16 protein-coding genes are annotated in these 22,859 nt (G+C 73.1%); 4 read left to right on the forward strand and 12 right to left on the reverse strand.

The features are described from left to right. Window positions 1–245: 245 nt before the first annotated feature. Window positions 246–4,220, reverse strand: a complete 3,975-nt coding sequence (locus AB0I38_RS37850; protein WP_358493910.1) for an AAA family ATPase — start codon at window positions 4,218–4,220, stop codon at window positions 246–248. Next, a complete protein-coding gene (locus AB0I38_RS37855; RefSeq protein WP_358493914.1) occupies window positions 4,221–5,330 on the reverse strand; it encodes an exonuclease SbcCD subunit D in 1,110 nt (369 codons plus the stop codon). Window positions 5,331–5,436: 106 nt separating this feature from the next. On the opposite strand from AB0I38_RS37855, the gene AB0I38_RS37860 reads away from it, so the two are divergent. After that, window positions 5,437–6,930 (forward strand): alpha/beta hydrolase family protein, encoded by a 1,494-nt coding sequence (locus AB0I38_RS37860; RefSeq protein WP_358493917.1) that lies wholly within the window; start codon window positions 5,437–5,439, stop codon window positions 6,928–6,930. A gap of 38 nt (window positions 6,931–6,968) precedes the next feature. Here AB0I38_RS37860 and AB0I38_RS37865 read toward each other — a convergent pair whose 3' ends face one another. Beyond that, on the reverse strand, window positions 6,969–7,892 hold the full coding sequence (locus AB0I38_RS37865; RefSeq protein WP_358493922.1) for an alpha/beta hydrolase: 924 nt from the start codon (window positions 7,890–7,892) through the stop codon (window positions 6,969–6,971). A 1-nt stretch (window position 7,893) separates the two neighbouring features. Next, window positions 7,894–8,766 (reverse strand): enoyl-CoA hydratase-related protein, encoded by an 873-nt coding sequence (locus AB0I38_RS37870; protein ID WP_358493927.1) that lies wholly within the window; start codon window positions 8,764–8,766, stop codon window positions 7,894–7,896. A 211-nt stretch (window positions 8,767–8,977) separates the two neighbouring features. On the opposite strand from AB0I38_RS37870, the gene AB0I38_RS37875 reads away from it, so the two are divergent. Continuing rightward, on the forward strand, window positions 8,978–10,480 hold the full coding sequence (locus AB0I38_RS37875) for an LCP family protein (protein WP_358493932.1): 1,503 nt from the start codon (window positions 8,978–8,980) through the stop codon (window positions 10,478–10,480). A gap of 46 nt (window positions 10,481–10,526) precedes the next feature. On the opposite strand, the gene AB0I38_RS37880 is transcribed toward AB0I38_RS37875, so the two are convergent. The 8 genes from AB0I38_RS37880 to AB0I38_RS37915 all read right to left on the reverse strand — a co-directional run bounded on the left by AB0I38_RS37880 (window position 10,527) and on the right by AB0I38_RS37915 (window position 21,051). Then, entirely contained in the window at window positions 10,527–11,258 is a 732-nt protein-coding gene (locus AB0I38_RS37880) for a class I SAM-dependent methyltransferase (RefSeq protein ID WP_358493936.1), read from the reverse strand. Continuing rightward, window positions 11,170–12,243 carry a hypothetical protein gene (locus AB0I38_RS37885; protein ID WP_358493941.1) on the reverse strand — a complete coding sequence of 358 codons (1,074 nt, stop codon included), beginning with the start codon at window positions 12,241–12,243 and terminating at the stop codon, window positions 11,170–11,172. Before AB0I38_RS37885 ends, AB0I38_RS37880 begins: the two co-directional genes overlap by 89 nt. 138 nt (window positions 12,244–12,381) lie before the next feature. Beyond that, a complete protein-coding gene (locus tag AB0I38_RS37890; protein ID WP_358493945.1) occupies window positions 12,382–13,386 on the reverse strand; it encodes an enolase C-terminal domain-like protein in 1,005 nt (334 codons plus the stop codon). A 66-nt stretch (window positions 13,387–13,452) separates the two neighbouring features. Beyond that, complete coding sequence (locus AB0I38_RS37895; protein WP_358493950.1) at window positions 13,453–14,631, reverse strand: VWA domain-containing protein; 1,179 nt, start codon at window positions 14,629–14,631, stop codon at window positions 13,453–13,455. Beyond that, the gene (locus AB0I38_RS37900) at window positions 14,624–16,972 is read right to left on the reverse strand and encodes a DUF5682 family protein (RefSeq protein WP_358493953.1); all 2,349 of its coding nucleotides are present in this window, start codon (window positions 16,970–16,972) and stop codon (window positions 14,624–14,626) included. The genes AB0I38_RS37895 and AB0I38_RS37900 overlap by 8 nt, the downstream gene beginning before the upstream one ends. Continuing rightward, complete coding sequence (locus tag AB0I38_RS37905; protein WP_358493957.1) at window positions 16,969–18,033, reverse strand: AAA family ATPase; 1,065 nt, start codon at window positions 18,031–18,033, stop codon at window positions 16,969–16,971. The genes AB0I38_RS37900 and AB0I38_RS37905 overlap by 4 nt, the downstream gene beginning before the upstream one ends. A gap of 55 nt (window positions 18,034–18,088) precedes the next feature. Further along, window positions 18,089–19,561: a DUF5691 domain-containing protein gene (locus tag AB0I38_RS37910; protein ID WP_358493962.1), complete on the reverse strand. Its 1,473-nt coding sequence runs from the start codon at window positions 19,559–19,561 to the stop codon at window positions 18,089–18,091. Continuing rightward, a complete protein-coding gene (locus AB0I38_RS37915; protein ID WP_358493966.1) occupies window positions 19,558–21,051 on the reverse strand; it encodes an SWIM zinc finger family protein in 1,494 nt (497 codons plus the stop codon). Before AB0I38_RS37915 ends, AB0I38_RS37910 begins: the two co-directional genes overlap by 4 nt. 135 nt (window positions 21,052–21,186) lie before the next feature. On the opposite strand from AB0I38_RS37915, the gene AB0I38_RS37920 reads away from it, so the two are divergent. After that, window positions 21,187–21,735, forward strand: coding sequence for a cupin domain-containing protein (locus tag AB0I38_RS37920; RefSeq protein ID WP_358493969.1), 549 nt, complete (start codon window positions 21,187–21,189; stop codon window positions 21,733–21,735). Between the two features lie 75 nt (window positions 21,736–21,810). Continuing rightward, on the forward strand, window positions 21,811–22,836 hold the full coding sequence (gene ligD / locus AB0I38_RS37925) for a non-homologous end-joining DNA ligase (RefSeq protein WP_358493974.1): 1,026 nt from the start codon (window positions 21,811–21,813) through the stop codon (window positions 22,834–22,836). The last annotated feature ends 23 nt before the right edge of the window (window positions 22,837–22,859 follow it).

Below are 22,859 nucleotides of genomic sequence, written 5' to 3' on the forward strand. Positions count from 1 at the left end.
ACGCCTCCTGCGGATTCCACGGAGTCGCCAGACCGCCCTCCCGCATTCACCGCAACCACGAACAGTCAGTGAGGGAAGGCTACATGATCAACCGGCTCCGATGATCACAGATTCGCGGCGATGACCCACATGATGTCACCCGACCAGGGCCGTCATCGTGACGGACGGGCGGACACCGGGGCCGCCGGGATTCAGCGCCGTCGATGACGGTGCGGCCAGGACAGCGCAGCGGCCTGGCCGCACCGTCACAGGATGGTGAGACTGGACCCGGCGCGGGTCTTGGAGACCTTGAGCTGGGCCGGAATGCGCGAGCGCAGCTCGGCGACGTGACTGATGACGCCGACGGCGCGCCCGCCGTCGCGTAGCTCGTCGAGGATGTCGAGGACACCGTCGAGCGTGTCCTCGTCGAGGGTGCCGAACCCCTCGTCCACGAAGAGGGTGCCGATCTCCGCTCCACCGGCCTCGGCCGTGACGACGTCGGCCAGCCCGAGGGCGAGCGCCAGCGAGGTGATGAAGCTCTCCCCGCCCGAGAGCGTCGCCGGGTCGCGCTCGACGCCCGTCCACCCGTCGGAGATGCGCAACCCGAGCCCGCCCCCCGAACGCCCCCGTGCGCCGGCCGTCTTGCGCAGGTCGTGCCGCAGGAGGTAGCGCCCGGCGGACATGTGGTCGAGGCGCTCGTTGGCGGCGTCGACCACCTGCCTGAGCCGCTCGCCGAGCACGTACGACGACAGGCTCATGCTCCACTGGTTGTCGCTGGAGGTGCCGCTGGCCAGGGCCGCCAGGCGCTCGGCCAGCCTGTGCCGATCGGCGGCGGGCTGCCAGGTGGCCAGACCTGCCGCCAGCTCACCGTGGAGCTCGTCCAGCCGATGAGCCCTGGCCACGGCCTGGTCGAGCGCGGAGGCCAGGGCCGTGTGCGCCTGCTGCGCCGCCTCGCGCTCCGCCTCGATCGCCTCCAGGTCGGGCGCCGGCTCCTCGGCCGCCGCCAGCAGCTCGGGGTCGGCCAGGATGCCGCTCACGGCGGCGTACTGATCGTCCAGCCGCCGCAACCGCTCGGCCTTGCTCTCCAGCTCGGCCGGGGTTCTGGCGGCGTCGGCGACCTCGTCGACCTCGTCGAATCCCGCCTCCAGGGCAGCCCGTTCGGCCGCCTCGGCGGCTCTCGTCCGCTCCTCCTCGGCGGACATGGCCTGCCGCGTGGCCTCCAGCGCCTCCCGCAGCAGCTCCGCCTCGTCGCTGAGCCTGGACAGGCGCGCGGTCAGCGTCGGGTCGTCGCCGCGCGCGCTGTCGAGCCGCGCGGTCAACCTCCCCGCGTCGCCGCTGAGCTCCTCCTGGCGAGTGCGGCAGGCGGCCAGCCTGGCCGTGACCCTGCGCGCCCGCTCCTCCAGCGAGACCCGCTCCTCGCCGAGCCGCGCCGCCTCGGCGGCCAGCTCCGGCTCTCTCGCCGCCGACGCCGTGAGCCGGTGCAGCTCCCGCTCGGCCGCCGCCAGCACCTCGACGGCCTGGACGTCGGCGGCCTGGACGTCGGCGCCCAACCCGCCCAACCCGCCCAGACCGCTCGGGCCGCCCAGACCGCTGGGGTCACTCAAGCCGCTGGGGTCGCTCAGGCCGCTCGGGTCGAGCCGAGCGGGACCCTCGGTGCTGGTGTCCGACGCGGGACCCAGACCGCCGCCGGTGAGCCGGGCGGCGAGGCGGGCGCGTTCGGCCTGGAGGTGGGTGTGGTGGGCGCGGTGGGCCGCGAGGTCTTCGGCCAGCCGGCGGGCGCGGTCGGTGACGCGCTCGCGGTCGGCCTCGACGCGGTCGAGCTCGGCGGCGAGGGCGGGCTCGATGGCGGCGATCCCCTCCAGGCGGACGAGCTCCTGCTCGGCTCGCAGCACCGCCGCCTCGGCGGCGTCGGCGTCGAGACCGCCCGTGGCCGCCACCGCGTCGGCGTGGCGTGACTCAAGGGTGGCGAGGGTACGCTCGGCGGCCTCGCGTTCGGCGTGCGCTCCTTCACGGGCGTGCTCGGCTGCCAGCTCATCGTCCGCCGAGGGCGCGCTGGGGGCGGGCGAGGCCGGGGCGGGGTGGTGCTCGGAGCCGCACACCGCGCAGGGCCGGCCGTCGGACAGGTCACGGGCCAGCTCGGCCGCCATGCCGTCGATGCGCGCCTGGCGGAGGTCCAGCCACTGCTCCCTCAGACCTTGGGCTCTGTCGACCAGGGCCTGGTGGGTGGCCGTCGCCGCCTCCAGCTCACCGGCCAGGGCGTCACGGCGCAGGGCCGCGTCGTGGACGGTCCGGGCGGCGTCAAGCGTCGCGGCCGCCGCCGGGATCGCCGCGATCTCCGCGCGTACGCCGGCGAGTCGCCCCGACACGTCGGCGAGCAGCTGGGGCAGCTCGGCCTCGGCGGCCCCCACCTCGGCCGCACGCTGCGTCAGCCCGTCCAGCTCGGCGTCCAGCGCGGCCAGCCCGCGATCAGCGGCGATCAGCTCGGTCGCGGCGGCCCGTACGGCTTCGGCCGCCGGGATCCTGACGGCGTCGAGGCGGGCCTGCTCGGCACGGTGTTCGGCTTCGGCCATGAGCTCGGGCAGGGCGGCCAACCGGGTGGCGGTCGCATCGTCCTCCTTGGCCAGCCCGGCGAGCTCCTCCTCGGCCCGCTGCAGGTCTCTCCGGACGACCAGGAGCCTGGCCTCCTCGGTGAGCAGCTCGGACAGCCGCGCGATCTCGGCCTGCCGCTGCCTCTCCAGCTCAGCGAGCCGCTCCGGCGACGCCTCCAGGCCGCGCGGCGACACCGCAGGACTGTCCGGCAAGGCCGCAGGACTGTCCGGCAAGGCCGCGGGGCTGCCGGGCAAGGCCGCGGGGCTGCCGGGCAAGGCCGCAGGACCACGCGGCGACGGCGCGGGCCCACCCGACGCGGTCGAGGGGATGCCGGGCCGGGAGTCGGCGGATGGAGCGTCGATCGCGCGGCCCAGCAGGGGGCGGGCGCGGGCCACGGCGTCGGCCGCGAGTGACGTGGCCTTGGCCGCGGCCTCGGCGCGCTGCCTGGCGGCCGTGATCAGCGGAATCACGGCCGCGGCCCGAGCCGCGTCGTCGAGGATCGCCTGGAGGTCCGCTCGCTCATCGGCACGTTCGTCCAGAGTGCGACGCAGGGTCAGCGCCTCGGCATGACGGCGCCGGCGGTCGGCCAGCGCCGCGGCCTGCTCGAACGTAAGGCGCGCCTGCCGCGACGCCTGCTCCGCCCGCGCGTGCTGCTCGGTGCGCCGGGTGACCACGGCCCGGGCCGCGTCGCGCAGTGCTCCGGCCCAGCCGAGAGGATCATCCTCGACCGACGGCACTCCGGCCTCGGCCGACCCCTGATCGGCGCTGTCGATCTCAGCCGCTCCGTCAAGGGCCGACGCCTCTCCCGCGACCGCCGCCTCGGCGCCGTCGTGGCCGAGCGCCGTCGCGCCCTCCCCGTCATCGGCTGAGCCGGGCGATGACGATCCGGACAAGGGATCGCTGAACAGGAGCTCCTGGCCCGCATCGGCGGCGCCGGCTGACGAGGGCTGGGAGGTGGTGACCGGTGAGGACTGGTTGAGGGTGTCTCCGGCGGCCTCCTCCAGGCGCTGGATGGCGAAGTCGACCTGCTGGCGCAGGTCCTGGGCCTCGCGCCAGGACTGCTTGCGGTGCTCGGCCAGCCACGACTCCGTCTGGGTGAACACCTTGACCGTGAAGAGGCGTTCGAGAAGCTTGCGGCGGTCGTCGCCGTCGGCTCGCAGGAACCGGGCGAAGTCGCCCTGGGGCAGCATCGCGACCTGGCAGAACTGGTCGGCGTTCATGCCGAGCAGCCCGCCGATGAGGTCACCCGCCTCGTCGGCCCGGGTGGTGAGGCCCTGCCAGCCGGCCCCGGCCCGCTCCTCGACGATGACCTTGGCCTTCTCCTCGGTGAAACCCGTGCCGCGGAGCTTGGGCCGCTGCCAGGCGGGAGAACGCTGGATGCGCAGGCGCCGGCCGCGTACGGTCACCTCCAGCGTGACCGACGGGCCGACGGAAGGGGCGGCGTGGTCACAGCGCAGAGCGCGGGCGCTGTTGCGCTGGCCGGGCACCTGCCCGTAGAGGGCGAAGCAGAGCGCGTCGAGGATCGTCGTCTTGCCCGCGCCAGTGGGCCCGTGCACGAGGAAGAGGCCCGCCTGCGCCAGCGCGTCGAAGTCGACCGTCTCCGAACCGGGGAACGACCCGAACGCCGTCAGGGAGAGCCGGTGTGGCCGCATCTACGCCATCGTCTCCTTCACCCGGGACGCCTCGACCGCCTGTCTTAGCAGCTTTTCCTCGTCGGCCGCGGCAGGCTCGCCGCGTACCTCGCGGACGAAGTCGAGCGCGACGTCGGCCTCCGGGCGCCCGCTGAGCCGCACGGGCTGGGCGGCGGGAGCGCCGCCCTCGGGGTCGAAGGAGAGCGCCAGCGTGTGCGGGAAGCGGGCGCGCAGCCGGTCCATGGCCGACTTGGGGCGCGTGGGGTCGGTCAGCACCACCTGCAGCCAGTGGTCCTCGAAGCGGGCATGGGCGGGCGAGGTCAGCAGGTCGTCGAGGTGGCCGCGCAGCCGGCCGACCGGCCGTGGCACCGGAGCCGGCACGAACTCCACGCCCGAGCCGAGCGTGACCAGCCACGAGCCCTTGACGTGGTCGGCCTCGGAGAACGAGTAGGCCAGCGGGGAGCCGGAGTAGCGGACGGTCTCGGACATGCGCTGGCGCCCGTGCAGGTGGCCGAGCGCGACGTAGTCGACCCCGTCGAACGCCGTCAGCGGCACGTGGGCGACCCCGCCCACGCTGATGTCGCGCTCGCTGTCGCTGGCCTGGCCGCCGGTGACGAAGGCGTGGGCCAGGACGACCGAGCGGCTGTGGTGGGCGGCGTCGGCGCGGACGCGGGTCATGGCGTGGGTGAGCGCGGCGGTGTGGCTGCGGTCGGGCAGCTCCCAGGGGGTGCGGACCAGCTCGGGCTCCAGGTAGGGAATGCCGTAGAAGGCCACGTCGTCGATCACCACGGGCTCCCACGCCTGCGACGGGTCGGTGCGCAGGTGCACGCCCGCGGCGTCGAACAGGGAGGCGCCGAAGCCGAGCCGCCGCGCGGAGTCGTGGTTGCCGCTGATCAGCACGGTCCGCGCGCCCGCGGCGACCAGCCGCCCCAGCGCCTCGTTGCACAGGGTCACGGCGTCGACCGGCGGGAGGGCCCGGTCGTAGACGTCGCCGGACACCGCCACCACGTCGACCCGTTCGGCGCGCACGGTCTCGACCAGGTGGTCGACGAACGCGGCCTGGCCGTCGAGCAGGCTCTCACGATGGAACGAGCGCCCCAGGTGCCAGTCGCTGGTGTGCAGGATCCGCATTCGCAGGAAGCTAACAGTTCTCACCGACAAATGCGGCCCCATGCGCCTCACCAGCGGGGAGTAGGCTGAATGATCGACGGGCAAACCAAGGCACATGGGGAGGCCGATGCGCACTGGCCGTGGCACCTTGAGCGTCGCAGCCGGTCTGATGCTGGTGGCTCTGGCATCCGTCGGATACGTCCTGCCACCCGCGTTCGACCCGCCACCGCTCAGGGCCGACCAGGAGTTCCAGGCGTTACCGGCGCAGCCGCCGAGCGAGCTGCGCTCCGTCGTGGCGGTCGATCCGATCAGCCGCGAGGAGATCTCCGTCCCGGCGGAGGGGCAGCGGCTGGTGGGCACCGTCCGGGCGCCGCTCACGCCGGGCAGGCATCCGGCGCTGGTGTTCGTGTCGGGGTCGGGCAACGGCTCGCGGACCGAATTCACGTCGCAGGCGGAGTTCCTGGCCAAGGCGGGCGTGGTGACGCTCGCGTTCGACAAGCGGACCGCCGGCTACAACTTCCGCGACCGCGACTTCTCGCTGCTCGCCGACGACGCGCTCCACATGGTGGAGCACCTGGCCAAGCGGCCGGACGTCGATCCGGCGCGGATCGGGTTATGGGCGGTCAGTGAGGGCGGATGGGTGGCGCCGATCGCCGCCGCCAAGAGCTCCGCGGTGGGGTTCACGGTGCTGGTGTCCTCGCCGAACGTCTCGCCGCTCCGGCAGGTGGCCTGGGCACTGAACGAGCAGTTGCTCCGCCTGCGCGCCCCGATCGGTGTGCGCGACCTGCTGACCAGGGCGATGGGCGGGATCGGCTTCGACTTTTTGCGCTACGACGCGATGCCGGCGCTGCGTCAGATGAGGCAGCCGGTGCTGGCCCTCTACGGCACGACCGACCCGTCCATCCCGTTCGTCGAGTCCACCAGGGCGCTGACCACGGCACTGGCCGAAGCGGGCAACGACCAGTACACGATCCGCTTCATGGGCAGAGCCGACCACGCCATGCGGGTCAACGGCGGCGACTTCGCGCCGGGCTATCTGGAGACGCTCACCAACTGGATCACCGGTCTGCCGGGAACGGCCCGGCCCGAGGTGCGCATGGCCGGCACCACTCCGGTGCAGCGGTTCGAGGCCAGCGACGTGCCGGCCGCGCCGTGGTACGCGGGCGGCACGGTGCTGGGGCTGACCATCTGCCTGGCCGCCGTCGGCTACGTGGCGGGCCCGGTCGCCGTCATGCTGGTACGGCTGCGCGGCCGGCCCCTCGCGCAGGTCGAGGCCAACGCCAGGCTGTGGCCGCCGATCAGGCGCAGACTGAGCCGGATGGCGTGGACCGGTCTGGGGCTGCTGCTCTCGGTGGTCGCGTTCATCATGGTGCTGGTGCTGTTCTCGGTGAACCAGGCCGGGGCCTGGCCCGCTGTGCTGGCCGGCTGGCTGGTCGTGCGCGGCATGGCCGTGCTGATGCTGGTGCAGGAGGTCACGGCGGTGGCAGCGGTCGTGGCGGCGCTGCGCGAGGGCATGCGGCTGAGCCGGTGGCAGCACGTGGCGATCGCGGGGGTGCTGGGCGGCACGGGGTTGCTGCTGGTGGCGGCCGCCTACTACGGGTTGTTCTCGTTCCCCTGGTAGGCGCTCGTTCTCCAGGCGGTCACGGGCAGGGGAGTCGGCTACCCGTGCCGGACCGCCGGCCCGACGTACGCGTTCAGCCAGCGGTCGATCTCCGCGAACACCTGCTTGCGCACCGGCTCGCTCGACAACACCAGGTCGTGCACGCCGTCGGCGATGCGGACGCAGGTGACGTGCGGGCCGATCGACGTGGACCAGCGGGCGATCTGCCGAGGGTCGAGCACGATGTCGGCCGAACGGGCCTCGGGGACGAAGTCGCGTACCCGGAGGCCCCTGGCCGAGGCGAGGACGAGCACCGGCGCCTCGACCGCGAGCCCGGCGTGCAGGCGGCGCTGCGCGCGGCGGACGGCGGCCAGCCACATGGCGTGCACGGAGAAGCCGCCGAGCGGCTTGAGCTCCAGGTCGTAGTCCCATTCGCCCTGCTCGGAGCTGTGCAGGCTCTGGCCGTAGACGCTGCTGACGCCCAGGGGCAGCGGCCGGCTGGTGTAGGAGAGCGGGGTCTTGAGCAGGTCGGCGGCCAGGCGGAGCGGCGCGGGCACGTTGAGATCGAAGAACGGGCTGTTGAGCACCAGCCCCTGCACGAGGCCCCGGCCGCGGACCCGGTCGGCCCACAGCGCGGCGATCAGGCCGCCGGTCGAATGGGCGTTGACGGTGAGCTCGTCGTGGTCCCGCCGGATGACGCGGACGGCCTCGTCGATCTCGGGGAAGTAGTCGGTGACGCTCCTGATCAGGCCCCTGGTCTGGTGCGGCAGCAGCGATCTTCCGTATTTACGCAGGTCGAGCGCGTAGAAGTCGATGCCGCGGTCGAGGTAGTGCTCGGCCAGGTGGTCCTGGAAGAAGTAGTCGGTGAAGCCGTGAAGGTAGAGCACCGCTCGGCGGGACGCCTCGGTCCGCCGGGACACCAGTGTCGCCACGACCTCGCCCTCGAAGTCGGGCGGCATGGGCAGAACGGTGATCTCGTACATGCTAGACACGATAGGGATCGTCCGGCCAGGACGGTATACCGTCCGGCAGATCCCGGCTGACCTTCATCGGGAACTCGGCAGGCCGCTTCTCCAGGAAGGACATCACGCCCTCGACGGCGTCCTCGGAGGAGCCCAGCTCGGCCATCAGCCTGGAGTCGGCCGCGTGCGCCTCCCACGGCGACGACGCCGACAGCCCCGACCACATCAGCCTGCGGACGGCGGCGATCGAGATGGCCGAGGTGTTGCCGGCGATCTCGCGGGCCAGCGCGTAGGCGGCGGGCAGCAGCTCGTCCGGCGGATACAGGCGCGAGACCAGCCGGGCTTCGAGGGCCTCGGCGGCGGGGAAGACGCGGCCCGTCGCGGCCCATTCCATGGCCTGGGCGATGCCCACGATCCTGGGCAGAAACCAGCTGGAGGCGGCCTCGGGGACGATGCCGCGGCGGGCGAACACGAAGCCGAACTTCGCGGTGTCGGCCGCGAGCCTGACGTCCATCGGCAGCGTCATCGTGACGCCCACTCCGACGGCGGCGCCGTTGATGGCGCCGATGACCGGCTTCAGCGACTGGGCGATGCGCAGGGCGACCGTGCCTCCGCCGTCGCGCGGGTAGCCGTCGACGAGCTCTCCCCGGTGGTCGCCGTGGTCCCCGCGGGCGAACGTGCCGCCGCCCCCGCCCAGGTCGGCGCCGGCGCAGAAGGCCCGGCCGGCGCCGGTGACGACCACGGCGCGCACGTCGTCGTCGGCGTCCGCGAGATCGAACGCCTCGATCAACTCTCCGCGCATCGTCAAGGTGAAGGCGTTGAGCCGGTCCGGGCGCTTCAATGTGACGGTCGCGATGCGGTCCGCCACGGCGTACTCGATCTCGGAGAAGGCCATGACCGAATCTTATTCGGTCACTGCTGTCCACTCTCATATAACGGCATATTTCGTGTTTAAGCCGTAAGATGCCCCCTCGATTCGGCCTAAAGTGGGCCGCGTCCAGCGGCCGCTTCTGGAAGCGGCGTTCGCACCTGAAGTGGGCGTCCAGCGGGACACCTCAGGTAGCGGAGTGCGCGTCTACGGTGGAGCACGGGGAAACGGGGATGGCGTGAGGCAGGCAACGAAACCGGTGAGCGCCGGGGCGTTCCTCGGCTGGCTGGTGCTGGCGGTGCTGGCCCCCGGGGCGGCGCATCTGCGCGCGGGCTGGCGGCGGACCGGGCTGGTGCTGCTCTCCTGCCACGCGGCCGGGCTGCTCGCGTTGCTCGCGGTCGCGCTGACCACCGACAACCTGCTCGGCATGCTGACCGAGAACAGCTGGCTCATCGCGATCGCCGCCGGCTCGGCCGTCCTCGGCCTGGCGTGGTTCGCCCTGATCGTCCACTCGTTCACGGTGCTCCGGCCCAACGCGCTCTCCCAGGGCGGGCAGGTGCTCACGGGCACCTTGGCGGGGCTGCTGGCGGTCGTGGTCGTGCTGCCGTTCGGCCTGACCGCGGAGTACGTCTGGACCTCCCAGCAGACGCTCAACGACATCTTCGTCAACCCCGTGCCCGACCCCCAGGCAGAGGAGCGGGTGCGCCCGGAGAACCCGTGGGCCGGGCGGCAGCGGGTCAACATCCTGCTGCTCGGCGGCGACGCCGCCGGTGACCGGCCGGGTGTGCGCACCGACAGCATGAACCTGGCCAGCATCGACGTGGGAACCGGCAGCACGGTGCTGATCAGCCTGCCGCGCAACCTGGAGAACGTCCGCTTTCGCCCCGGCACGCCGATGGCCCGGCGCTTCCCCGCCGGCTTCCGGCTGCCGGCCGATCCCGGCGGCGGGCGCAGCGACCTGCTCAACAGCGTCTGGGAGTACTCGGACGCGCACCCGGAGATCTTCGGCGGCAGGCAGCACCAGGGCCCGAAGGTGCTGATGGACACGATCGGCTACACCCTGGGGGTCGACGTCGACTGGTACGCCCTGGTGAACATGTGGGGGTTCGCCCGGCTGATCGACGCGATCGGCGGGGTCACGCTGAGCGTCGAGCAGGACGTGGTGTTCGGCACGTACAACGAGGGCCTGGTCAAGCAGGGGACGCGCCGGCTGAGGGGCGAGGACGCGATGTGGTACGCCCGTTCGCGCACCAACAGCGACGACTACACCAGGATGCGCCGCCAGCGGTGCGTGCTCGGCGCGCTGCTCGACCAGGCCGATCCCGCCACCGTGCTGACCCGGTTCACCCAGATCGCGCTGGCCACCAAAGAGCTGATCAAGACGGACATCCCGCGGCCCATGCTGAAGCACCTGGTGCCGCTGGCGCTCCAGGTCAAGAACGCGAAGGTGACGAGCATCCAGTTCGTGCCCCCGCTGATCTCCACCGGCTACCCCGACTGGGAGAAGATCCGCGCCTTCACCGCCAAGGCCATCCGCGACTCCGGCGCCACGAGCCTGGTCGCGGCCTCGGCGGCCCCTTCGCCGACGTCCTCACCGGCGTCGTCACCCGCGTCGTCACCCGCGTCGTCACCGAGGAGCACCCCGGCGAGCAGCCCGACGAGCAGCCTCCGCGGCACGCCGAAGAAGTCCGCCACCCCGGCCCCCACCCAGGAGCTCACCGAGGGCTGCGGAGTGCTGTGACGGCACCGGCCGGACCCGGAGGCCGATCCGCCCGCCGGGTCGAACGTCAGGCGGGCCGGTGGAAGGTGGCGCGGCAGCGGTGGCGCACGGCGTCGGGGAAGTCCTCGCTCTCCTCCACCACAACCCCGCCGGTGGCGAAGGCGGCGATCTCGGACGGTGTGAGCGGCCACGGCGGCGCGAACACCGGCCCCCCTTCGTCCCGAGCCGACGTGATCACCACCAGCGTCCCGCCCGGCCCCACGAAGGAGGACACCCGTGCGATGGCCTCGGCGTGCAGTGCCTCGGGCAGCGCCTGCACCGTAGAGATCTCCACGACCAGGTCGAACGCCTCCCGCCACTCGCCGGGCGGATCCAGCAGGTCGGCCACGACGTAGCGCACGCTCCTGCCCGGGAACCGCTCCCCCGCCAGCCGCACGGCCGACTCGCTCACATCGAACGCGACCGTCTCGAAGCCGAGCCCCGCGATGTACTGGGCATCGTTCCCCAGGCCCGCGCCGACCACGAGCGCTCTGAGTCCCTTACCCCGCAGGCCGCGCTTCGAGGCCCAGTCGACGAGCATGACGTGCGGCCGCCGGAAGTCCCACGACACGATCGCGTCGCCCGTGCCGGATTCGGCGTAGAGCCGCTCGAACCACCCGATCGGATCGCCGGCCGCCAGCGACTCGGCGGCCAGTCTCCGGACGTCCTCGTCAGGATCCCTCTCGTTCAGGTCCAGCCCCAGTTCCAGCCCGTACGGCAGGCCGCGCGCGACCTCGCCGGCCAGTTCCACCACGTCCACCCGATCCCCCAGCCGGCCGACGAGCACCCGCTGGGCGAAGGGGTCGGCGTGCAGGTAGATGTGCCATCCGGCGTTCGAGCCTGGCCGGGAAGCGATCAACCACGGGGTCGGTCGCGGGTGCGACCGGCGCTCCGGTGTCCCAGCCCAACTCCAGCAGCAGCTCCCTCTCGTGCCGGTCGAGCTTCTCCACGACGTACGTGTCGACGCTTGGCTGGATCCGCGACAGCAGGCCGTCCTCCCGGACTTTCCACCGGAAGGACTCGAAGGCGTCGGAGGGAAAGCCCCAATGATGGTCGGCCCAGAGCCTTACATAGCGGTGAACATGCCAGGCGAAAGCATGGTCGATCATGATCTCTCGCCGGGTTGCCCGAGCGAGCGTCTCCTGGCCGACAAGAGCGGCGGTCTCCCGCCACAACTCCTGCCGGAGCCTCTTGGCCTGCGCTCGAAGCCGAGCGCGATCGGGATACGGCTCGCCGGATGCCGCACGTGCTAGGTCTTTCCAATTGAGTCTCGCAACCCATTGATCGCGCCGCGACAGCCGTGACCAGAGCAGATGCCGCACTATCAGCGCACGTAGTTCGTCCTCTTCCAATTCAGTCACCAGAGGGAGCCCAAGCAGAAGTTTTCTTCTGTGCCCCGTCTGCACCCCCAGGGTCGGCACAATCCAGAGGCGTACCTTGGGGACGGTCCCGGCTCCCGCCAGTTCCACGGCCTCGAGGAAGACCTTCCTGAGCCGAGGATGATCGTCGAGCCTGAGGGCGGGATTGTCCCACCAGACCCTGGGGCCGAGGCTCATGACGAGGGCGTACAGGAACACACAGGTCAGTGCGCCCCACGCCACGGCGAGCACAAGACCGCCGTCGAACACCGCGATGAGGGTGACGCCGCCGATGCCGGCGCCGATCAGCACGACGATGCCGCAGAGCACCTGCAGCCAGGCCGGCACGAAGGCGTTCAGGTGCCTGGTCAGCAGGAGACGCAGCACCCTCCGTCTGGATAACTCCACACCCACCACCTCTGTCCCGATATTTCGGAATGAAAGTAGGGCGTGGTGATCACGTACGTGTCACGCGCCGACGTGGGCCCGGCCATCCCGGAACGGGCCTGCCTGCCCGCACCGGGTTCACGAGGTGAAGACGTCCTTGGCCAGGCGGCGGACGCGGGTCTCGTCGACCGAGTGGCCGAGACCGGGCTGGGTGAGCGGGACCGCGATGACCCCGGCGTTGGCGCCCACGATCGGGGTGACGATCTGGTTGTTGCGCGGCGGCTGGGTGACGTCGCAGGGCAGCGTGCAGCCGGGAAGGCTGGCGACCGCGACCGTCGCCGCCCTGGCCAGGCCCGCGCCCTGGCCGCCCGAGCACTGGATGTCCCAGCCGGCCGCCACGGCGCGGTCGTGGGCGCGGCGGGCCTCGCTGATCGACGGGAAGGCGGTGGGCCGCAGGAGCAGCACCCTGGCCGCCCGCAGCGTCAGATAGTCGTCGAGGTCGGACGTGGCGCAGACCTCCACGGCCACCGAAGCGGCCACCTCGTCCTGTAGCGAGGCGTGCGCGTAGACGTCGGACACGGGGAAGGGCCGCTCGATGACCTCCAGGCCGTAGGAGTCGAGCGCCACCAGTTGTTCGCGGTCGGTGTAGGCTCCGCCGCAGTCGACGGCGAGGGTCAGCGCGGGATAGGCGGCGCGGACCGCGCGGACCGGCTCGACGTCCGAGCCGGGCCGGATGTCGAGCGTCACGTGGCCGTAGCCGGCGCAGACCTGCTGGTTGACCCGGGTCACCAGGCTCTCGATCGAGGCGTCGGGGCTGAGCCGGACGGTGGCCATCAGCGAGGTGCGGGTGCCGCCGATCGCGTCGGCCAGCGGCATGCCGCGCATCCTGGTCCACAGGTCCCAGCAGGCCATGTCGACGGCGGAGTCGCCGCTCGGGACGCTGTCGGGGTGCTCCCAGTCGACACCGATGAGCAGGGCGGCCAGCGACTCCTCCAGCCTGGACCAGGCTTTGGGCGCGGGGCCCACCGTCTCACCCCACCCCGTCATGCCGCCCTGGTCGGTGAGCTTCACGAGCAGGCTCTCCGTGCGCCTGCCGTGCGGCAGAACGACGCGGAACACCTCCAGCTCCCGCACACGCGGCATGTGCCCCCCTCATTTGGCGATCCCCACCAGTGTGCCTGCCCGCAGGGACTGGGCAAAACGCGCGGTCTAGGGCAAGGCGCTGAGCGCGCCCTGGCGTTCGGCCCAGCGCGCGATCGAGCGCCGTTCGATCGCCGCCGCCATCAGATCGGGGAAGGCGTCGGGTGTGCACGCGAACGCGGGCACACCCATGGTGGCGAGCGCGGCGGCGTTCTCGTGGTCGTAGAACGGCGCGCCCTCGTCGGAGAGCGCCAGCAGCACGATCACCTGCACGCCGGCCTGTGTCATCGCGGCCACCCGGCGCAGCATCTCCTGCCGGATGCCGCCCTCGTACAGGTCGCTGATCAGGATGAAGATCGACTCGCTGGGACGGGTGATGAGCCCCTGGCTGTAGGCGAGGGCCCGGTTGATGTCGGTGCCACCGCCGAGCTGGGTGCCGAACAACAGCTCCACCGGGTCGTGCAACTGGTCGGTGAGGTCGACCACGGCCGTGTCGAACACCACCAGCGACGTCCGGAGTGACCGCATCGAGGCCAGCACCGCGCCGAACACGCTCGAATAGACCACCGACGCGGCCATCGAGCCGCTCTGGTCGACGCACAGCACGACCTCGCGCTGCACCGCCCGCTGCCTGCGCGCGTAGCCGACGAGCCGCGACGGCACGACGGTGTTCTTCTCCGGCAGGTAGTTCTTCAGGTTGGCCCTGATCGTCCGGTCCCAGTCGATGTCCGCCACGCGCTTGGGTCGGTGGGTCCTGGCGCTGCGGTCGAGCGCGCCGGTGACGGCCGCCCTGGTCTTCTGGGCGAGCCGGCGTTCGAGCTGCCGCACGACCGTGGCCACGACGGCCCTGGCCGACTCGCGGGCCTGGTCGGGCATCACCCGGTTGAGCGCGAGCAGCGTGCCGACCAGGTGCACGTCAGGCTCGACGGCTTCGAGCATCTCGGGTTCGAGCAGCAGCCTGGACAGGTCGAGCCGCTCGATCGCGTCCTTCTGCATGACCTGGACGACGGTGGACGGAAAGTAGGTCCGGATGTCGCCCAGCCATCGCGCCACGCGCGGCGCCGACGCGCCCAGCCCGCCCTCCCTGCCTCCCGAGCGGCCTCCCTGACCGCCCTGACCTTCCTGGCCGCCGTAGAGGGCGGCCAGGGCGCCGTCCATCGCGGCGTCGCCGCCCTGCAGCGCGCAGCCCGTGCCGTCGGCCTCACCGCCGCCCAGCACCAGCCGCCACCTGCGCAACCGCTCATCCATGCGCTCTCCCCAGGATCGCCAGCACGGTCCGCGCCGCGCCGGCCGCGCGTCGCTCGTCCAGGTCCGTCTCGTCGGCCTCGGCCCGCCGCTCCGCCGACCGGACGCGCTCCCCCACAGCCCTCCGCTCGGGTACGGCGAAGCCGCCGAACGTACGCCGCAGCAGCGGCAGCACCTCGACGAACTCCTCACCGCCGAGACCCGTCAGCCACCCGTCGATCAGGCTCAGCAGCCGCTGGTCGTGCACCAGCAGCAGCCCGCCGCCCGACAGGAACCCCTCGATCCACGCTGCCGCCCTGGCCGGGGTCTGGCCGCGGGACATCGCCCGCGACATCCGGTCGCCCGCGTCGGCGATCTCTCCGGCGTCGAGCAGGACGCGGGTCAGTCTGCCCTCGATCAGCCCGTGCAGGTCGGGCCGGTCGCTCAGGCCGCGCAGCGTGGCCAGCCACCGCCGCCTCGGCTCAGCGGGCTCGGCGAACTCGGCCGACTCAACGAGTTCGGCGGACTCGGCGGACTCGACGGACTCGGCGGACTCGACGAACTCGGCCGACTCGGCGGGTTCGGCGGGCTCGGCCGACTCGACGGGCTCGGCCGACTCGACGGGCTCGACGGGCTCGACGGGCTCGACGGGCTCGACGGGTGGGTCGTCGAGCAGGGCGACGGCCGCGTGGACGCCGTCGACGTGGCCGAGCAGGCCGGCCGCCGCGTCGTCGTCGAGGCCGGTCACCGCGACGGGCAGCCCGACGCACACCCGGTCGAGCATCGAGTGCACGATCACCGCGAGCCCCTCGGCCGGGGTGCCGCGCACGTCGCCGTAGCGGTGCGCGCGGACCATCGCGGGCAGCGCCGCCATCAGGCGGGTGACATCGGTGTCGAGCGCCGCCTTGGCCGACAGGGCGGCCAGCACGGCGGGCAACGCCTCGGGCAACTCGGCCAGCAGGCACCGCTCCACCAGCGCGGTCAGGTCGGCCAGCGGGACCGGCTCGCCGGCGGCCAGATCGCGGGCGCGCTGCGCGGCGGCTCCAGCGACCGTGACGCCGAGCGCGGCGGCCTCGATGAGCGCCAGGTCGTACTCGGGGCGCCAGCACAGGGTCCAGGTCTCCTTGAAGGTGCCCTTGCCGCGCGACTCCCCCAGCGTGCCCCACTCGACGCCGAGCAGCCGCAGCCGGTGCAGCAGATGGCTGCGCTCGAGGTCGAGCGGCTTGCGCAGGTCGAAGGTCAGCTCCCGGTCGAGCGCCTCGGGCCTGAGCCGGAGCCGCCGCTGCCGGTCGCGCAGGTCGCGCTGAAGCGGCACCATGGGCGTCCGGTCGCTGACGTGGCCGAGCCGATCGCCGACGACCAGGTGACGCTGGATCAGCTCGACCGCCAGGTCGTCGCCCTCGCACAGCACCGCCCGGGCCGCCTCGGTGACCTCGCCCAGCCCGGCCAGCGGGCGGCCGCGCAGCGTCGCGAGGCCCTGCGCGAGCCGTACGGACTCGATGACGTGCGCCGGCGACACGGCCAGCCCCTCGTCGCGCAGGACCGCGGCCGCGCGCGCCAGCCAGCGCTCCACCGGCCGGTCGGGGGCGCTGAACAGGTGGTCGTACCAGCCGGGCGAGCCGACGCCCGCGCCGTAGCCGCTCCACCAGGCCAGCCGCCCGTGCGTCCACGGCACCCAGGTCATCTCGGGCTTGACCTTGGGCAGGCCGCGCAGGAGCGCGTCGTCGGCCTTCGCCGGCGGGAGGGGTTCGACCAGGGCGGGCACGTGCCAGGCGCCGCAGATCACCGCGACCCGCTCGAAGCCCGCCTTGACGGTGGCGCGCAGGGTCCTGCGCATGTACGCCTCGCGCCGGGCCTCCCGCTCGTCCGGCGCGTATCCCTCGCGGACGGCGGCCATGGCCTCGGCGATCACCTCGAACGGAGTGTCGCCGCGGTGCTCGACGACGTCCTCCCACCATCGTTCGGGGTCGTCGTGGCCGGCGGCGCGGGCGAGCGCCCCGATGGGGTCGACGCGCAGCTCGGCCGCCTCGGCCCGCGGGTCGTCCGCGGGCTCTTCGGCCAGCGTGTGGGCCGCGGGCAGGTCGCAGAAGCGCACCGGGATCCCGTGCGCCGTGCCGTACAGGATGGCCTGCCATTCCGGGGAGAAGGCGGCGAACGGCCAGTAGGCGGCGCCGGACGGCCTGCCGGGGACGTGCGCCAGCAGCGCCACCGGCGGCTCCAGCTCCGGCGCCAGTTCGATGAGCGCGTCGGCCTCCGGCGGGCCCTCGATCAGGATCGCGTCGGGCCGGAGCCGCAGGAGCTCCTCGCGCACGGCCCGGGCCGATCCCGGGCCGTGGTGGCGTACGCCGAGGACCGAGACGGTCACGACACCTCTCGGCAGGCTCGGTAGAAGTCGCGCCAGTCTGAACGCTCGCGCACGACGGTCTCCAGGTACTCGCGCCAGACCACCCGGTCCGACACCGGCTCCTGCACCACCGCGCCGACGATCCCGGCGGCCACGTCGGCCGGCCGCAGGACGCCGTCACCGAAGTGCGCGGCGAGCGCGATGCCGCTGGTCAGCACGGAGATCGCCTCGGCTGTGGACAGGGTGCCGCTCGGCGACTTGACCTTGGTGCGGCCGTCCTCGGTGACCCCGGCGCGCAGCTCGCGGAAGACGGTCACCACGCGGCGGATCTCGGCCAGGCCGGTGCTGGTCTCGGGCAGCTCCAGCGAGCGGCCGAGCTGGGTGACGCGCCGCGAGACGATGTCCACCTCCTCCTCGGCCGTGGCGGGGACGGGCAGGACGACCGTGTTGAAGCGGCGGCGCAGCGCGCTGGACAGCTCGTTGACGCCGCGGTCGCGGTCGTTGGCGGTGGCGATCACGTTGAAGCCGCGTTCGGCCTGGACCTCCCGGTTGAGCTCCGGGATCGGCAGCGTCTTCTCCGACAGCACGGTGATCAGGGCGTCCTGCACGTCGGACGGCATCCGGGTCAGCTCCTCGACGCGGGCGACACGGCCCTCGGCCATCGCCCGCATCACCGGCGACGGCGTCAGGGCCTCGATCGACGGGCCCTCGGCCAGCAGCCTCGCGTAGTTCCAGCCGTAGCGGATGGCCTCCTCCGCGGTGCCGGCCGTGCCCTGCACGAGCAGCGTGGAGTCGCCGCTGACCGCGGCGGCCAGGTGCTCCGACAGCCAGGTCTTGGCCGTGCCGGGCACGCCGAGCAGCAGCAGCGCCCGGTCGGTGGCCAGGGTGGCGACGGCCACCTCGACGATGCGGCGGGCCCCCACGTATTTCGGCGTGATCCGGTCGCCGTCGCCCAGGAGGTAGGTGGTCACCGCCCACGGCGACAGCTTCCAGCCGGGCGGTCTCGGCCGGTCGTCGTCCTTGGCGAGAAGCGACAACTCCTCGGCGTACTGGTCTTCGGCATGTGGCCGCAGGACGGTCATGAGGCCTCCTTCGCCGGCCCCGTGGCCGTGGTGCTGGTCTTCATCGTTCCCTCGCTCACGTGAGCTCCTTGATCATGTCTGCGCGGAACCGCAGCAGGGCGGCGACCTCCTGGACGGGCGGCTCCGGCGAGTAGCGCCCCGCCAGGTCTGCCAGGCCGGGGTCGATGCGCTCGCCCGCCAGCCTGACCAGCTCGCCGAGGTTCCACGGCTGGCTGCCGGCCACCTTGAGGATCTTGCGCAGCACGGCCGTGGCCAGCTCCTCCCGCCAGTGCGGGGAGACCCCGCCCAGCACCATGATCAACTGGCTGTCCAGGTCGTGCCTCTTCACGAAGTCGGCGGCGAGCCGCTGCTGCTCCTCGGGACCGAGTGCCTCCAGCAGGTCGGCGATCGGGTCCCAGGCGAACATCGCCCGCGCCCACTCCGGGTCGCGCTGCAGCACCGCGGCCCGCATCCAGCCGGCCTTCATTTCGGCGTCCCATTCGGGGATGCGCATCGCGAGCAGCGTGTCCGGCGGTCGCTCCCAGATGGCCAGCGGGGCGCGGGCGATGACCTGCTGCAGCCACCAGGCCCGCTCGCCGGTGCCGCGAGGCGGCTTGGGCCGGATGCCGTCGCGTTCCATCGCCCGGTCGCACGCCTCCGGCGCCTCGACGGCGATCGTGCCGCCGGTGATGGTGACGCAGTCGCGGGCGCGCGCGGCCATCCGCCCGGCCAGGCCCGAGCCGGGCAGGCGGGTGAGCAGGTTGGCGGCCTGCTGGCGCACCTCAAGCCTGCGGTCGTCGAGGGCGTGCTCCAGGAACGGCTCGTCATCCATGGACAGCCCGGCGGCCAGCACGCCGACGAACTCCGCCCGGTCCTGGGGAGTCTCCTGTTCCCAGGTGCCCTCCAGCAGCTCTCTGGCCGCCTTCGGGTCGGATGTGCGGAGCCGGCGCAGGTGGGCGCGGCGGTCGGCGGTGCCGCCCAGCTCCCAGGTCTCGCCGGTCGGCTCTTCCAGCAGGTAGGCCCAGGCCGGGTTGTGTCCGGCCAGCCACCGGCCGCGCTGCCCGGCGAGCACGCCCAGGTGCGCCCGGATCGACCGGTCGCGCCTGCCCCGGTCGAGCAGTTCGGGCAGCACGAACGGCGGCACCCGCCGCCCGCCGCGCGCCGCCTCGGCCAGCCATTCGGGCAGCAGCCGCTCGTGCTGGCCCGCCATGATCGTCGCCAGCCGATCGGCCGCCGGCCGCGCGACCGCCGCCTGCTCCTCTTCGGGCGCCCGCCCGCCATCCTCGATCCGGCCCTGCTCAGCCGCCTCCCCGGGATGTCCGTGCGCCCGCCCGCCGCCCTCGATCCGGCCCTGCTCAGGCGCGTCCCCAACAGGTACGTGCCCGTGCCCGCCGTCCTCGGGCGCGCCCCCGGTGACCGGCCCGCGACCGGCGCGCCGCCGCGCGACCTCCACGGCCGCGTCCTCCAGCAGGCTCCCCTGGTACGGCCTGCGGTCGGTGCCGACGAGGGCCGTGGACGTCAGCGCGTCCCAACTCACACGATCGCTCACAGGATCACCGCCATTCCCTCGTCGTCCCAGACGGTCAGGGGGTGCAGGCCGCGTGGAGTCCACTCGGCCGCGACGGTGACCGGATGGCCACCGGAGACGGCGAGCAGCCGCCACGGGTCGTGCTCTCTCGGGTGCAGCGGGAAGCCGCCGAGCGCCGTCCGAGCGGGCACCACGCCGGCCAGCACGACAGGCCAGGACGAGGTCCACGGGTCGGCGGCCAGCGCCGCCGCGACCTCGTCCATCGCCTGGTCGGGCGTCACCCCCGGCGGCGTCCCCTCACCGGACGTAATCCCCGGTGGCATCACCTCACCGGACGCGATCCCTGGCGGCGTCCCCTGCCCGGACACGATCCCCGGCGCCTTTCCTCCTCCGGAAGCGGGGAAATGGCGGGCGGCGACCAGGGCGCGCAGCGGCGCGGCGCCGGGATAGAAGGCCAGATCGGCGTCGATCGTGACGCCCGTGACCAGGGAGGTGTCGAGGGCCTGCCCCTGCGGCGCGAAGGACAGCACCAGGGCGGCCCGGCCCGTGCCTCGGCCGCGGAGCCACACGCGGCGGGCCGTCAGGCGGTCCTGCTCCTCGTCGCGCCTGCCCAGCACGTCCCAGCGGTCGCGTATCACGGGACCGGCCAGCACGTCCTCGCGCGTGACCGGGAAGCCGACGCGGGTCAGCACGGTCGCGGCCAGCGCCTCCGGCAGCTCGGCGCGGCGCCGGTAGGCCACGGCCAGCAGGTTGACCAGGGAGTATTCCTCCAGCAGCCGCCCCGGCCAGTCGTCCTCGGCCCGCACCTGAGCCAGCCGCGACACGACGCTCGCGACGCCGGGCGCCTGGACGTCGACCAAGCGCTTGGCAAGCTCGTCCCAGTCGCGCTCACCGGCTCCGACCAGCCCCTGGCGCGTCTGGTCGGCCAGCCACCGCTCCAGCTCCGCCAGCCCCGCCGTCACGCGCGCGTGCCGCGCGGACTCCGTAGCGGCGGCTCGCGCCCCGCCCCGGCCGGCGGGAGCGGGATCACCACCGGCCACCGCACCGGACGCGGCACCGGATCCGGACGTGCCATCGGAACCGGACGTCCCATCGGAACCGGACGTCCCATCGGAACCGGACGTGGCGCCGGTGCCGGGCGCGGTGCGAACGGCCTCGGCTCGGGTGGCCGCCTTGGCGGCGCGCTCGGCACGCTGGACGAGCCACTCGGCCGCCCAGGCCGGCGGCTCGGCGTCGGGCACCGCCCCCGCCGACCACAGGAGCAGCAGCCCGAGCGCGTGCTTGCACGGGAACTTCCTGCTGGGGCAACTGCAGCGGAACGCGGGCTCGCTCAGGTCGGCACAGGCCAGGTAGGGCTTGGCGCCGCTGCCCTCGCACTCGCCGAACACCACGTCACCGGCCGCGCCGCACACCGGCCACGAGCCCGGCCCGGCCACGCGCTGAGCCGCCTTCTGTGACGACGCGTCGGGGGCGAGAGCGAGCACCTGATCACGGCTCCACCGTTTGAACACTCGCCGCACATTAGCCAGGACGACCGACAATTCGCGCCTATTCCTGATGATCCCTCCACCCTCGTTCTCCGCCCCACCAGACGGCACACGACACGCGGGGATCGAGGTGGGAACTCGGGCCGTAGACTCACCGGCGTGGAGTTGACGATCTATCCGGACGGTCCCGCCGTCGAGGTGGCCGACGAGGCCGAGGCGCTGGCCAGCGGCCTGGACGGGCAGCTCGTGCTCGACGGCACCCGCTTCCTGCGCCGCGATGTGACCGGCGCGCCCGTCGGATTCGTCGAACGCCCGCCGATCGCACGGGCCCTGGACCTACTGCCGCATCCAGAGGGCGGCTGGTTCAGGGAGACCTGGCGGTCGCCGGTCGAGGTCAGCCCCGGCGGCTACCCGGGCCCGAGGGCCAGCGCCACGGGCATCTACTTCCTGCTCCAGCCGGGCGAGGAGTCGATCCCGCACCGGGTCCGGTCGGACGAGGTGTGGCTGTGGCACCGGGGCGGGCCGTTGTCGCTGACCGTCGGTGACGAGACGGTCGTGCTGGGGCCGCTGGTCGAGGCGGGACAGGTGCCGCAGGCCGTGGTGCCCGGCGGTGTCCGGCAGTCGGCCCGGCCGGCCGGGGACGAGGCCGTGCTGGTGAGCTGCGTCGTGTCGCCGGGCTTCGACTTCGCCGACTTCAGCACCGTCTGAGAGATCCGCCGGCATTACCGGGACTTGCCGCGGCCTTCACCGTACGCGCGGAAAGGGCGGGGAAGGCCCACCTGCATGGGGCGCCTGCCCACCTACCACCCGATGCTCGCCCAGCTCGGCTCTCTGCCGCCGGCCGCGCAGGACGACGCGTGGAGCACCGAGATGAAGTGGGACGGAGTGCGCGGCCTGGCCTACGTCGAGGCGGGGGCGTTGCGGCTGGTGTCGCGCACCGGCAGGGACATGACACCGTCCTATCCGGAGCTGTATCCGATGGCCGGGGCGGTCGGCGGTCATGACGTGGTGCTCGACGGCGAGATCATCGCCTTCGACGACGCCGGGCGGCCCAGCTTCGGCACGCTGGCGCCCCGGATGCAGCAGCGCAACCCGCTCAAGGTGGCCCAGCTCGTCAGGGCCGTGCCCGTCACGTACATGATCTTCGATGTGCTGCACGTCGACGATCGCAGCGTCATACGGCTGCCCTATGACGAGCGGCGCGAGCTGCTCGAACGGCTGGTCACGCCCGGCTTCCGGTGGCAGACGCCGGTGGCCTTCCGCGGCGGCTCGCGGGCGGGGCTGGCGGCCAGCCGTGAACTGGGCCTGGAGGGCGTGGTCGTCAAGCGGCGCACCTCCCCTTACCGGCCGGGGCGGCGCAGCCCGGAGTGGACGAAGGTGAAGAACGTCTCCCACCGGGAGGTCGTCATCGGCGGCTGGAAGCCGGGTTCGGGGCGGCGCGGCGGCCGGATCGGCTCGCTGCTGCTGGGGGCTCACGACCCGGCGGGCCGGCTGGTGTACGTCGGGCACGTCGGCACGGGTTTCACCGACGCCATGCTGACCGACCTGCGGGAACGGCTGGCGCCGCTGGAACGGCCGGACTCACCGTTCGCGGAGCCGGTCCCCCGCGAGTACGCCCGCGACGCGCACTGGGTGGAGCCGCGCCTGGTGGGCGAGGTGCGCTACGCCGAGGTGACGGCCGACGGGCGGCTGCGTCACCCCTCCTGGCGCGGCCTGCGCCCCGACAAGGAGCCTGGCCGGGTGAAGGCCGCCGACGTGTGGATCGACCGCCTCTCGGCCATGGACGATCCCGGCAGCGCCACCGGCTGACCCGGGATCACCCCGTCCTCCCG

It is taken from the genome of Nonomuraea cavernae (assembly GCF_040655715.1).
In the GTDB taxonomy this organism is placed as follows: domain Bacteria; phylum Actinomycetota; class Actinomycetes; order Streptosporangiales; family Streptosporangiaceae; genus Nonomuraea; species Nonomuraea cavernae_A.

What these genes read in the sequence shown, in the direction of transcription:
- AB0I38_RS37850 (WP_358493910.1), bottom strand. Translation starts at nt 4,220, where the DNA reads ATGCGGCCACACCGGCTCTCCCTGACGGCGTTCGGGTCGTTCCCCGGT.
- AB0I38_RS37855 (WP_358493914.1), bottom strand. Translation starts at nt 5,330, where the DNA reads ATGCGGATCCTGCACACCAGCGACTGGCACCTGGGGCGCTCGTTCCAT.
- AB0I38_RS37860 (WP_358493917.1), top strand. Translation starts at nt 5,437, where the DNA reads ATGCGCACTGGCCGTGGCACCTTGAGCGTCGCAGCCGGTCTGATGCTG.
- AB0I38_RS37865 (WP_358493922.1), bottom strand. Translation starts at nt 7,892, where the DNA reads ATGTACGAGATCACCGTTCTGCCCATGCCGCCCGACTTCGAGGGCGAG.
- AB0I38_RS37870 (WP_358493927.1), bottom strand. Translation starts at nt 8,766, where the DNA reads ATGGCCTTCTCCGAGATCGAGTACGCCGTGGCGGACCGCATCGCGACC.
- AB0I38_RS37890 (WP_358493945.1), bottom strand. Translation starts at nt 13,386, where the DNA reads ATGCCGCGTGTGCGGGAGCTGGAGGTGTTCCGCGTCGTTCTGCCGCAC.
- AB0I38_RS37895 (WP_358493950.1), bottom strand. Translation starts at nt 14,631, where the DNA reads ATGGATGAGCGGTTGCGCAGGTGGCGGCTGGTGCTGGGCGGCGGTGAG.
- AB0I38_RS37905 (WP_358493957.1), bottom strand. Translation starts at nt 18,033, where the DNA reads ATGACCGTCCTGCGGCCACATGCCGAAGACCAGTACGCCGAGGAGTTG.
- ligD (WP_358493974.1), top strand. Translation starts at nt 21,811, where the DNA reads ATGGGGCGCCTGCCCACCTACCACCCGATGCTCGCCCAGCTCGGCTCT.